Annotated in this window: 12 protein-coding genes; 7 read left to right on the forward strand and 5 right to left on the reverse strand. The window is 35.4% G+C overall.

What is annotated here, in order from left to right; genetic code table 11:
- Positions 1-3 precede the first annotated feature (3 nt).
- The 6 genes from ACSSV5_RS07875 to ACSSV5_RS07900 all read left to right on the forward strand — a co-directional run bounded on the left by ACSSV5_RS07875 (position 4) and on the right by ACSSV5_RS07900 (position 6,276).
- Positions 4-219 (forward strand): hypothetical protein, encoded by a 216-nt coding sequence (locus tag ACSSV5_RS07875; protein ID WP_454245449.1) that lies wholly within the window; start codon positions 4-6, stop codon positions 217-219.
- A 64-nt stretch (positions 220-283) separates the two neighbouring features.
- Positions 284-1,180 carry an IS1595 family transposase gene (locus ACSSV5_RS07880; RefSeq protein ID WP_454245450.1) on the forward strand — a complete coding sequence of 299 codons (897 nt, stop codon included), beginning with the start codon at positions 284-286 and terminating at the stop codon, positions 1,178-1,180.
- Between the two features lie 20 nt (positions 1,181-1,200).
- Positions 1,201-1,650, forward strand: coding sequence for a nucleotidyl transferase AbiEii/AbiGii toxin family protein (locus ACSSV5_RS07885; RefSeq protein WP_454245462.1), 450 nt, complete (start codon positions 1,201-1,203; stop codon positions 1,648-1,650).
- A 2-nt stretch (positions 1,651-1,652) separates the two neighbouring features.
- Positions 1,653-3,533, forward strand: a complete 1,881-nt coding sequence (locus ACSSV5_RS07890) for a peptide MFS transporter (RefSeq protein WP_454245451.1) — start codon at positions 1,653-1,655, stop codon at positions 3,531-3,533.
- Between the two features lie 14 nt (positions 3,534-3,547).
- Positions 3,548-5,656: a peptide MFS transporter gene (locus ACSSV5_RS07895; protein ID WP_454245452.1), complete on the forward strand. Its 2,109-nt coding sequence runs from the start codon at positions 3,548-3,550 to the stop codon at positions 5,654-5,656.
- 74 nt (positions 5,657-5,730) lie between these two features.
- Positions 5,731-6,276 (forward strand): thioredoxin family protein, encoded by a 546-nt coding sequence (locus tag ACSSV5_RS07900; protein WP_211065238.1) that lies wholly within the window; start codon positions 5,731-5,733, stop codon positions 6,274-6,276.
- Between the two features lie 386 nt (positions 6,277-6,662).
- Here the strand turns inward: ACSSV5_RS07900 and ACSSV5_RS07905 are convergent, their stop codons facing one another.
- The 5 genes from ACSSV5_RS07905 to ACSSV5_RS07925 all read right to left on the reverse strand — a co-directional run bounded on the left by ACSSV5_RS07905 (position 6,663) and on the right by ACSSV5_RS07925 (position 12,704).
- Positions 6,663-7,709 carry a glycosyltransferase family 9 protein gene (locus ACSSV5_RS07905; protein WP_454245453.1) on the reverse strand — a complete coding sequence of 349 codons (1,047 nt, stop codon included), beginning with the start codon at positions 7,707-7,709 and terminating at the stop codon, positions 6,663-6,665.
- Complete coding sequence (locus ACSSV5_RS07910; protein WP_454245454.1) at positions 7,710-8,318, reverse strand: DUF4254 domain-containing protein; 609 nt, start codon at positions 8,316-8,318, stop codon at positions 7,710-7,712.
- A gap of 189 nt (positions 8,319-8,507) precedes the next feature.
- Complete coding sequence (locus ACSSV5_RS07915) at positions 8,508-10,751, reverse strand: sodium-translocating pyrophosphatase (protein ID WP_454245455.1); 2,244 nt, start codon at positions 10,749-10,751, stop codon at positions 8,508-8,510.
- Between the two features lie 84 nt (positions 10,752-10,835).
- Positions 10,836-11,342, reverse strand: a complete 507-nt coding sequence (locus tag ACSSV5_RS07920; RefSeq protein WP_454245456.1) for an inorganic diphosphatase — start codon at positions 11,340-11,342, stop codon at positions 10,836-10,838.
- 678 nt (positions 11,343-12,020) lie between these two features.
- Positions 12,021-12,704, reverse strand: a complete 684-nt coding sequence (locus tag ACSSV5_RS07925; protein WP_454245457.1) for a hypothetical protein — start codon at positions 12,702-12,704, stop codon at positions 12,021-12,023.
- Positions 12,705-12,796: 92 nt separating this feature from the next.
- On the opposite strand from ACSSV5_RS07925, the gene ACSSV5_RS07930 reads away from it, so the two are divergent.
- The gene (locus ACSSV5_RS07930; RefSeq protein ID WP_454245458.1) at positions 12,797-13,186 is read left to right on the forward strand and encodes a hypothetical protein; all 390 of its coding nucleotides are present in this window, start codon (positions 12,797-12,799) and stop codon (positions 13,184-13,186) included.
- The last annotated feature ends 55 nt before the right edge of the window (positions 13,187-13,241 follow it).

Here is a 13,241-nt window from a genome sequence, read left to right on the forward strand (position 1 = left end):
AAAATGGAAGTCAAATTTCAAACCAAAGCCGAAAGCAAGCGTCAACAGCAGGAAGATTTTTTAAAACTTTCTGGAGGAGAACGCTTTTTAAAATTCTTGGAATTATCAAGACGGATTAACAAGCTGTTTCCACCAAAGAATCAATTGAGTTTTGAAGAGCGATATAAAGGCAATTTTCTTTTAATACATAAGAATATACAAGATGATGAAATGGGGTGAAAACATTGAAAAATTTTTGAGGTGTAAAGATAATTACTTATATTTAAAGCATAAAATTTAATTTATGGATAAGTTTAAAGGAGAAAGTATTATTGATTTTTTTGAAAAGTACAAAACTGACTTAGATTGTCTTGAATATCTATCTATGATAAAATGGAAAGATGGATATAAATGTTCAAAATGTAATCATGATAAGTTTACTGTAAGGAAAGCTAATTTTGCCAGGGACTGTAATCGTTGTCATCACATTGAAAGTCCTACTGCAAATACATTATTTCACAAAGTAAAGTTTGGTGTTAGAAAAGCTTTTGGGATTGCTTTTGAGATGAGTGCAACCACTAAAAGTATATCTGCATCACAAATTGCAAAGCGATATTCAGTAAGTCGTCCCACCGCATGGCTTTTTATGCATAAAGTGCGTAAAGCTATGAAGAGCAGTGAATCACACCCTATGGAAGGAACAGTCTATGTGGATGAATTTGTGTATGGTGGAAAAGAAGATTTAAAGCAAGGAAGGAGCAATGACAGTAATAAAAAGAAGATTGTAATTGCACTTGAACTTGATGACAACAGAGGTGTAAAAAGAGCTTATTTTAAAAAAATTGAGGACTATTCTTCAACAGAATTGAATAAAGTATTTGAAAGCCATATATCAAAGCAAGCAAAGGTAAAAACTGATAAATGGACTGGGTATATTCCTTTAAAAAATCAGTACACCATAAAGCAATTAAAAAGCAACACTGTAGATTTTTTTGAAATAAACACCATCGTACATCAAGTAAAATCTTGGTTAAGAAGTACTTTTTCATGGATGCATGAAGCCCATATTGAAAAATATTTGGATGAATACAGCTATCGTTTGAATAGGTCAATACATAAGCAAACTATATTTGACAATCTAATTAACAGAATGGTGAGAAGTCAACATATTGATTATCAGCAAATAAAAATAAGTAACTAAGTTAACACCTCTAAAAATTTATTAAACTAGCCAATAAACACCGAGTAAAGATGATCATGATTGGCGGTGGAGCAGTAAACTTTCACGGCTATCAAAGACATTCAGCAGATGTTGATTTTTGGATAGACGTCACTCAAGCTAATATGGATAATTTAAAAGATGTTTTTAATGAAATGGGATATAAAATTGAACAATTCCCAGAAGAAGTGATAGCTAAAATGCAAAATATTTCTATAAAATTTTCACCTTATGATTTAGATTTAGAATTAATCACAAAGTTTTCTATCAATAAAACATTTGATGAAGCTTATCTTGAAAGCGAAGAAGAAAATATTAAAGGTGAAGAATTATTAAGATGGAAAGTTTTAAGTTTTGAAGACTTGATCACTAGCAAGATTAAATCATCGCGACCTAAGGATCTTTTAGATATTCAACAGTTAAAATTAAAAAACAACAACAATAAAAAATAAACATGACAACAAAACCAGCACATCAAAAAGAACTTTTTGGCCATCCAGCAGGGCTTTATATTTTGTTTTTTACAGAACTTTGGGAACGGTTTTCATATTATGGTATGCGTGCCATTCTTACGCTTTACATGCTTGCCAAAGTCAGTGATGAAAATCCAGGCTTAGGTTGGGATGAAGGTAAAGCACTTGCTCTTTATGGTTGGTACACTATGCTGGTATATGTGGCTTCTATCCCTGGCGGAATTATCGCTGATAAAATTCTAGGTCAACGCAAGTCTGTAATGATTGGTGGTTGGCTTCTTGTCGCTGGTCATGGTGTATTATCTATTGAACAAGATTGGGCGTTTTATACAGGTTTATTGTTAATCATATTAGGTGTAGGAATGCTTAAACCTAATATTTCAACTATGGTTGGCGGTCTATACAAAGAAGGGGATCCCAGACGCGATAAAGGCTTTTCAATATTTTATATCGGTATAAATTTTGGTGCAGCAATAGCCAGTATAGTTGTCGGTTGGGTTGCTGCTGAATATGGCTGGCATTACGGTTTTGGTCTTGCCGCTATAGGTATGATTCTTGGGCAGTTGGTTTATGTTTACGGAACGCGGTTTTTAACCCATGTCGGTAACAAACCAACAAAAGCCACAGCAAGCGAACACGATGTATCGCTTAATCAAATTTTCAGCCAAATGTTTAGCACTAAAAACACACTGATTGCTATTGTTATTTTAGCTGCAATATCTGTATTTGTGCCTCTTAATTTTATGAAAACCGAAGTTTCTGCTTATGTTATATTCTTCTTGTTTTTAACTTTGGTCGTTGGTTTTATGATGACTATTTATCAAGATTTAGAATCCAAAATACAAAAGGACAGATATATCGTTCTTTTACTATCATTTTTGATAGTTATTGTCTTTTGGGGTGCGTTTGAACAAGCTGGCGGATTGCTCAATATTTATGCTCAACAAAAAACGGATAGAACCATCGGTGGTTGGGAAATTCCAGCTGCATTTTTTCAATCTTTGAACCCCACATATATTATCATCTTTGGTTTACCTGTTGCTATTTTTTGGCAGTGGATTAAAAACAAAGGCAAAGAAGCCTCATCCATTTTTAAAATGGCTGTTGGTGTAATTATTATGGGACTTGGATTTGTGTTTATGGTCTTTGCAACTAAACAGTATGCCGCTGAAGGCTCTTCGGCCATTTATTGGTTGTTTTTTGCATATTTACTCCATACCATTGGTGAATTATCTGCCTCACCAGTGGCTCTGTCTTTTATTACCAAATTATCCCCAATCAAATACGGCTCTTTGATGATGGGTGTATATTTTGCAGCAACTGGCCTCGGAAATAAGGTCGCTGGAATTATCGGAGAATCTTCTCAGGCTGAACCGATACAAATTGAATTATCTGCTACTGCTGAACAAGTTAAACCCCTTTTGACTAAAAATGAAAAAGATGACATTTTTTCTAAAAACAAAGCTTTTACCATTGAAGACCAAGCCTATATCAGTAATGGAAATTTTGTATTTGAAGATGATAAAATTTCAAATGTTTTCAAATTTGAAAAAGCTAAATACCGAGAAGAATTTATCAGCCGTTTAAATAAATATAAAGCTACCTCAAGCCAACCTTTAAAAGTGCTTCTCAACTTTGATTACAAAAATGGCAAATACGTTGGTCAATTAGTGGTTGACCAATTTCAAACTGACCTTGAGTTTAGAACTTTTGCAGGGATAACCATATTCTGTGTTATTTTTGGAATCTTAGTCATCTTGCTTTTAAAACCGCTCAAGCGTCTGACACACGGTGCTGAAGATAAAGAAATAGAAGGCTTAGAGCAAGAAGGTTTTGAACTGGCCGATGATGAAGTTAAATAAAACCAAATAGAATTATGACACCAACTACCAACCGACCGGAATTTTTTGATTCAAAAGTTTTAGGGCATCCCGCAGGTCTTTTTGTTTTATTTTTTACCGAAATGTGGGAACGCTTTTCTTTTTATGGAATGCGTGTGCTTTTGGTCAACTTTTTAACTATGGCTGTTATCAGTTATAACCCTGGATGGGAATGGGTGCCAGAAAACGCTACTGCACTTTTTGGAACCTATGCTATGTTGCTTTACATCACACCAATTCTTGGCGGAATCATTGCTGATAAACTTACGGGCTACAATTGGGCTGTGGTGATTGGCTCTATTTTGATGACGGCAGGTCACGCCAGTATGGCTGTCGAAACTGAAACTTCACTTTATCTCGGTCTAGGATTGATTATAACTGGCACAGGATTTTTTAAACCTAACATCACATCTATCATTTCAGAAATGTATAAGTTTTTGCCAGAAAAAAAAGACGGAGCTTACACCATTTTTTATATGGGTGTAAACGCTGGAGCATTTTTTGGAATGCTACTTTGTGGCTATTTGGCAGAAAAGTTAGGTTGGGCTTATGGCTTTGGCTTGGCTGGTGTTTTTATGCTTTTAGGAACGCTTCAATTCTGGTTGGCGAAACCACTTTTTGGAAACATAGGCGACATCCCTAAAAATAGAGATGCAGAAATAATAGAAGTCAAACAAGAAGAATTATCACAAGACGAAAAAGATCAAATTAAACCCAATCCATTTACGACTTTAGATAAAATTTTAATAGCCTTATCTGCCATTATTGGTTTGAGCTATGCCATTAACGACCCTTTATCTAAAATAGCTGATTTTGATATGTTTGCTTGGGCAGAAACATCAAGCTGGTCAGGACAATATGTTGTCGTGCTGATTGGCTTAGGTTTGTTTTTATTTTTAGTGATCAGTAGGATTTTACGATACGCAGGTGTGGTTCGTGATCGGATGATTGCTTTTATCATTTTTGCGTTTTTCACGGTGTTTTTTTGGATGTCTTTTGAACAAGGTGCTTCATCCTTAATTATTTTTGCCAGAGACTTTGTGGACAGAACTCTCAGTGGCGATGCGGCTATTGCTTATAATGTCATTAATACAGCTTTAACAATTATACCGCTTATTATTATTACCTACGTTTTGTATATGCTGTCAAAACGTTCTTTTTCTAAAATTCCTGGCTCCAATATTGTTTTGGCGATTACTTTTATCGGAATATGGAGTTTAACGCTATGGATGCTCAATAGAGATTGGAATACCAATGCTTATGAAGTCTCTTATCAAGCGGTTGAAAAACAAGTTGTAGAAGACGGCAAACCTAAGCTGAATGATGAAGGCAAACCTATTTATGAATATATTCCAATTTCCGAAAATTATCAAGTCCAATCTGATGATAAAATTGTAGAAAAAACCGTGCGTCTCGCAGAAACCCATGAGTTGAAAGTTGGTCAAGAAATTCCTATGATTACCAAAGACAATGTGAATTCCACTTTTGGTTATCTTACGCCAGAAAAACTGAAAGACACAAGACTTAAAGCCAAACAACTCAATACCGATAATAAAGTGATACAAGCAGAAGTTGTAGAAGTTTTAGACAATGAGATTGAAATTCCTGTGTCTTGGTTCAGTATTTTGAACTCGTTTTTTATCATTGCTTTTGCGTCATTTTTCTCCAAATGGTTTGACAGCAAATACAATCCATCTGCTACTATGAAATACGGACTTGGTTTGATTGTTATGGCCGTTGGTTTTGGTGTTTTAGCTTGGGGTTCATATGGCATTCAAGAAGGCATGAAAGTAGGTATGGTTTGGTTGGTTTTAGCTTATTTGTTTCACACCTTAGGCGAGCTTTGCTCTTCTCCAATTGGCTTGTCTTATGTCAGTAAATTAGTGCCAGCACGCATGATTGCTTTGATGTTTGGAATGTGGTATTTGGCCATTGCTATTGGTAATAAACTGGCAGCAGTGTTTGGCGGTGAAATCGAAAACATCACCGAAGAATATTCACTATCAACCTTCTTTTTGATTTTCACTGTTGTTCCAACACTTGCTGGACTATTAGTAATGTCACTTGGAAAAGTGGTCAATAAATTAATGCATGGGGTAAAGTAAAATATCACACGATTTGAGTTTTAATGATAATACAATCAAAAGCAAAAAAATACGTTATAACTCTAAAATATTTTATGTTTAAATCTATAATCTTTAGCATTTTTATGATGCTAAGCTTCGGGTTATCCGCTCAACAAATTGAATGGATGAGCATGAATGAAGCTTTAAAGCAACAAGAAAATAGACCTAAAAAAATCATGCTGTTTGTCTATGCCGAATGGTGTAAAAATTGCCATAAAATGAATAAAAAAACTTTTGTCAATAAGGATTTGGCAAAATACGTCAACGACCATTTTTACGCAGTAAATTTTAATGGAGAAGGTACAGAAAAGGTAAATTACAAGGGCTTTGAATATACCAACCCCAATTATGACCCGAGTCGAAAAGGTCGAAATTATCAGCATTTCTTTGCAGATGCACTCAAAGTTACGGCTTATCCAACTATCGTGTTTTTTGATGAAAACGGCGAAGTCATTTCACCTGTTATGGGTTACAAATCTGCCGAAGATCTCGAAATTTATTTAAAAATGGTAGCGACTGATGATTATAAATCTGTTACCACCGCCAAAGCCTGGCAGGACTATCAAAAAGATTTTAAACCGCAATTTGATACAAATTAAAGTCAACAAACTGTTTCTTATGAAATACCGAATATTGTTTTAAATGTCTCCCATACGTGCGAAATACTCAAGCTACACATTGGTATTAGTCTTTCTTCTTTTTTTTAACTACATTATGCATTCAAATATTGTATTAATCTCTAATATATAGAGTTTTACATCAATTTATAAACTTCAAATCAAATAACCCAACTCAACGTGAGTTCGATTTATTGAAATCTGTAAATCAGATAATTACATCTTTTTATGAGCAAATTTTGTCATTTCGAACGAAGAATGAGGAGACATCTCATCCTGCTGAGATGTCTCATCGCTCATGCTTCGCTCTATCGACATGACAAATGATTAAATATCAGTATTTTATTGAAATTTATATCGAACTTACGTTAACTTAATAAATATTTTGATACTTTAGTAATTACCTCTTGTGGTTCTATACTTCGCATCACGTTTTGATAGCCCTCGATTTTTTTATTACCATAAATTGAAGTTGGTAATAATGGAAACTGAGTTCTGTCGGGTAGTATTTGTTCATTTTGTGTTTGACCTATAGGTGCAAACCCTGCATAAGGATGTGTTTGACCCCAAATGGTAAAAACCTTCACGCCAAACATAGCGGCAAGGTGAGCGTTTCCGCTGTCCATTGAGAGCATAGCATCAAGGTTGGAAATTAAGCAAAGCTCGGTTTTGAAATTGTATCGCCCAGCTATAGAATATACATTGTTGTAGGGTTTTGCCCATTGTTGTAAACGAGATGTTTCTAATTTACCACCGCCAAACAAATAAATATTTAAAGATGTATTTTGAGCCAAGTTTTTGATGACTTCTTCCATCAAATCTGAAGGATAAACTTTTCCGTTATGTGTTGCAAAAGGAGCAATTCCGAGTTGTTTTTTTGATGGATTAAAGTCTAAATCTTCTCTTATTGAAGCGTCTAAATCTTGTTGTTTTAAAAGCTCTAAATGGTTAGTATCAATGTTGTAACCAAGTTTTTTATAAACATCAGCATAACGTTCTACTGAGGTTTTGAGAGGTTTATATATTTTTCGTTTTGGTCTGACTAAGGCTTTTTTTTCTGCTCGTCCTTTGTTGATTTTCTTAATTTTAAGTCCTTGAAAAAATAAAAATAAGTCTAATATTTTAGAACGTAAAACATCATGTAAATCTGCGACTTCTGATAAGTTGAGCGATTTTAATTCTCGGCTTAACCTGTAAAGTCCGTTCAAGCCTTTGTGCTTGGTTTTTACTTCGGCACAAACCACATTGACACGTGGTATAAAATCAAATAAAACTTTGAACTGCGGTTTGGTAAGCACCGTAAGTTTTAAATCTTTATGTGTTTTGAGTAGAGTATTAATCACAGGAACAGTCATTGCAACATCACCCATGGCAGAAAGTCTGATGGTAAGGATATGCTTGCTGTGACTGGACATTTATTTGCGGTTTCTCAAAACAGGATTCATCTCATCGTCGTTATACATTTTCATCTGTTTATAGACTTTCATGTATTTATCTCCGTTAGCAATATCTTCGAGCAATTGGTCGATAGCTGTAGATAAGTCTCGGCGTTGTTCAAGTAAAACATCGAGTTTGTCTTGGCTTTTTTGACGATAATCCATACTGGCGTCTTGACGCTCGGCTTCTTCACGCATGTGGTAGATTTTTAAAGATAGAATAGACAAGCGGTCAATGCCCCAAGCTGGACTTTCGGTGTTGATTTTAGCATTATCTTTAACTCTAACGGATTTGTATTTTTCAAGAAAATAGCTATCAATGTATTCCACGGTATCGGTTCGGTCTTGATTTGATGCGTCGATTTTTCTTTTGATGACTAAAGCGTCTTTGGGTGTGATTTCAGGATCGCGAATGATGTCTTCGTAATGCCACTGTACAGTATCTATCCAACATTTTCTATAAAGCAAGTGAGACAACAAATCTTTGTCCGCATCATAAGGGTTTTGAAAATCTTGATCAACATCGTCTTTGATGTGATATTTTTGAATTACTGCTTTGAATATTGAGTTGGCTTTTTCTGAAATCATAAACATTATTTTTGACAAAGATAATATTAACTGTGCAAATGGTATTTCTTCAACCTTTAAATTGAAATATGTTGTTGTGATATGGCTTAGGGATTGAGGCATTGTTGGAGTCCCCGCATTGAGCGGGACGACTGCCGAAAGCCCGCCGATGCGACTTTGGAGCAGCGGAAGCCCCAAATGAAATATATATTACTTGAGAATGATTTCGGCTGTGGCTTCTTCTTTGGTTAACACCACTTCTTTTTTATCTTTCTGGTCGTCATTTCCAAGAGTGTCAACGTGTTTTTGCTCGGTTAAAAGTGGTGCCATGACTAAACCGATGAGACAAGTGAGTTTGATGAGGATGTTCATTGATGGGCCTGAAGTATCTTTGAATGGGTCTCCAACCGTATCGCCAGTAACCGCAGCTTTGTGGGCGTCGCTACCTTTGTAAGTCATTTTTCCGTCGATTTCTACACCGGCTTCAAAAGATTTTTTAGCATTGTCCCAAGCACCACCAGCATTGTTTTGGAAAATAGCCCACATCACACCTGATACACAAACGCCAGCCATATAGCCTCCGAGCGGTTCAGCACCGAACAGAAAACCGATGATGATTGGCGAAATGATGGTTAATAAGCCTGGCAAGACCATTTCTTTTAAGGCTGCTTTGGTTGAAATATCAACACATTTGGCATATTCTGGTTTGGCTTTGCCTTCCATAATGCCTGGAATTTCTTTAAATTGACGTCGAACTTCTTTTACCATTTCCATAGCAGCTTTACCAACCGATTTCATAGCGAGAGCAGAAAACACAACAGGTACCATTCCACCGACAAACAACATGGCAAGGACATCGGCTTTAAAAATATTGATACCGTCAATGCCTGTAAAAGTGACATAGGCTGCAAATAAGGCTAAGGCTGTTAAAGCAGCAGATGCAATAGCAAAGCCTTTTCCAACAGCGGCGGTTGTATTTCCCACAGAGTCTAAAATATCTGTGCGTTCACGAACGATATCATCAAGTTCGCTCATTTCGGCAACCCCACCAGCATTATCGGCAATAGGACCGAAAGCATCAATGGCCAGTTGCATAGCGGTTGTGGCCATCATAGCTGAAGCGGCAAGTGCCACACCGTAGAATCCTGCAAGTGCATAAGAACCGTAAATAGCTGCTGCAAAAAGCAAAACAGACCAAAAGGTAGATTTCATTCCAACGGCTAAACCTGCAATGATATTGGTTGCAGCACCTGTTGATGAATTTTTGACAATATCTAAAACGGGTTTTTTACCCAAGCTTGTGTAGTGTGCCGTAACAAAAGAAATTAAAGCACCAACGGCTAAACCAATCATACAAGCATAAAACACATGTCGAGATGGTATTGCTTTTGAGCCTTCGCCAAAGAAATTCATATCGATGGTCTCTGGCAACATCCATTGGATCAAGAACCAACTGGCTACTAACGTGAGACCAATAGCAAACCAGTTGCCAATATCGAGCGAGCGTTGAACTTGTTTTTCACGTGCATCATTACTGCTAATTCTCACAAAGAATGTTCCTATGATAGAAGCCAAAACGCCAACACCAGCAATAACCAATGGCAATAAAATTGGGCCCATATTATTAAACAAATCTGCAAACTGCGTGACAGAAGACATGTCTTTGATGATGTAGTTTCCGAGTACCATTGCTGCGAGAACCGTGGCGACATAACTTCCAAAAAGGTCAGCACCCATGCCTGCAACATCACCAACGTTGTCGCCTACATTATCTGCAATGGTCGCTGGGTTACGTGGATCGTCTTCAGGAATACCTGCTTCAACTTTACCGACTAAATCAGCACCAACATCGGCAGCTTTGGTATAAATACCACCACCAACTCTTGCAAATAGAGCGATAGACTCTGCTCCAAGTGAGAAACCTGCTAAGGTTTCTAATACAATCGTCATTTGTGTATAAAAATCACCGCTTTCGGACATAAATTGACCTAAGAAAAATGAAAAAATCAAACTTAAACCTAACACGGCTAATCCCGCTACACCAAGTCCCATAACTGTTCCTCCTGAAAAGGAAACTTTTAAGGCTTTGGGCAAACTGGTTTTGGCAGCTTCTGCAGTTCGGGCGTTAGCGTCAGTTGCAATACGCATCCCTATATTTCCTGCGAGTGCAGAAAAAATAGCTCCAATAATAAAAGCAGGAACAATCATCCAGCTTGTTGTTTCTACGTTTAAAGAAATGACATACAGGGCAATTCCCGCTATAACTACAAAACCTGCAAGTAAGCGATATTCGGCATTGAGAAAAGCCAAAGCACCTTCTTTGATACTTTTTGACAGGTCTTGCATACGATCACTGCCAGGATTTTGTTTTTTGACCCAAAACATTTTAATGAGCATAAAAATAAGCCCGACTAGGGCTAAGATAATAGGAATGTATATCACGTTAGATTCCATAAGGTTTTAATTTTTTAAAATTTGCTAAAAATACTTAAAATATTTAACATAAGTAAGCTAAAAATCTATTCTGAAAAACAAGTTTTACAATGACACTTCTTCTGATGGCACATCACTTTTTTTGTAACGTTCTTCGCATAGTTTTACAATTTGTATGGCTTTATTGACATCGCCCCAACCACCTACATCAACTTTCTTTTTTTCTAAATCTTTATAGACTTGAAAGAAGTGTTCTATTTCTTGAATAAGATGCGGATTGAGTTCTTTAAGGTCGTTGACTTTTGAAGAAATAGGATCGCTCACTGGCACGCAAATAATTTTTTCGTCAGGCCCTTTTTCGTCCGTCATGTGAAAGACACCAATGGGTTTAACTTCCATAACGCAGCCAGGAAACGTAGGTTCAGTAACCAAAACCAAAACATCTAAAGGGTCGCCGTCTAAAGCTAAAGTTTGAGGCACAAAACCGTAATCGGCTGGATACATCATCGAAGAAAATATCATGCGATCGTAACGGATTTTTTTGAGTTTGAAGTCGTATTCGTATTTATTACGACTGCCTTTGGGAATTTCTATAAGAACATCAAATGTCATTTTGTATAGGTTTTTAAAAAGATTGCAAAGTTAATAAACTCGTTGATATAATTGAAAGAGGTTGTTTTTTAATTTTTTAGAAGCCACGAATGCACTAATGACTCTTTTTATTATACCACGAATGCACTAATGGCTTTCTTTTTTTTGCCACGAATGCATTAATGTTTTATGAACATAATTGTATTTGATGTTTTGCCACGAATGCACTAATGTTTTATGAACATAATTGTATTTGATGTTTTGCCACGAATGCACTAATGACTCTTTTTATTATACCACGAACGCATTAATGGCTTTCTTTTTTTTGCCACGAATGCACTAATGATTTTGTATTGAAAGGCTTTAGTGTGAATATAAAAAACTGCAGCCCAAATAAATTTGAACTGCAGTTGCTAGGATTAGTAAAAGCGGTGCTAGAGTCTTTTAATTACTTACCTACTTCAACATCTCAAAGGGCAATTAAAACAGTACTAACACTACTTTAATTTGTTGTAAAACTACAACCCAAATCAATACAATTTATTTAATTTGCCATAACAAGACACTAAACGTCCTGTTGTGAGCGAGTATTTAAAAAGATTACATGATATTAGGATTTGGCTTACGGCTAAATTATCTGGTTTTAGAAACTTTAAAAACAACAAAAGTTAAAATGGAGATTTAACTTTTGAACTTAAATCAAACTATATTTTTAAAATATTTAGTATACCAATCTATTCTAAATGCATCAATTGATTTACCTTTGTTCTGTTTTAAGTTAATCCATTCTCTGTATGGTTCAGAATTTGGTATCCCTCTTCTAGCAGCAGGAGAAGGTGAGTATAACATTACAGTTCTAATCTTTTTACCATTAATTTTAATATATTCTTTATTTCCATTTTGAATAATATCTCTACCTTTTCTAATGCTCAAATTATAGTTTAATTTATACCACTTTTTAAATAATGCATAAGCACTTTTACCCTCAGAAAAACTGGTAAAAAAAATTGTTTCAATATTTCCTTGCTCCAGCCACTCCTTTAAAGATTGATTATATTGTTGGTTGAAGTCTTTAATCACAATATCTTGGTCTTTACTAAACTTATTATCAGTAACTGTATATTGTAACATATCTGTAATGCCAATCTGCTTTTTGTTAAGCCAACTCTGAATGCGATTAATATTTGGCACACCATTTTCAAAAAACAAAGATTGAGCATATGTTTTTTCTAATATATCCCAAAATTGGTTCATATTACCATAAAAAAATGACATACATCCTCTATATGGCATTGGCGGGTGTGTACCAATAATTAAATGTTTATGGTTTTTAGTAATTGGATATTTCTGAATCCAAGGATGCTCTTTAAAATTACGTACCATTATCAATTATTTTTGAATTTTGATTACAAACTTAACATCAAAATCAATACAATTTATTTAATTTGCCATAACAAGACATTAAACGTCCTAACATGAGCAAATATTTAAAAAGATCACACGACATTCGAACTTGGCTTATGGCTGAGCCTCTTGGGATTAGTGATATTCTAAAGCGTTTAGAAGATCAGGATTTGAAGGTTTCCAGGCGACAACTCAATCGAGACTTTAGTGCTATTCAGTCTATGCTGGAGGATAAAGAAAGGCTAACGCATTTTTTTAAAGCGGGTCAAAAATATTTTTATATCCATATTGCAACTCCATTTAAATCTGAAAGGATTGCAATAGAAACCACGGAAATTTACCACACCAATTTCTACAACCAAATCCTAACTGATGAAATTCAGTTTAATTTAGAGTTGATACAAACTGCCATTAAAGAACAAAAAAGGTTAAAAATAAAATTGATAAAAAAAACGGCTTGATTGATCAACCAAGCCGTTTTAGAAATTACACGATTAAAACAATTATTGTTTTGCC

It is taken from the genome of Psychroflexus sp. MBR-150, from assembly GCF_053628795.1.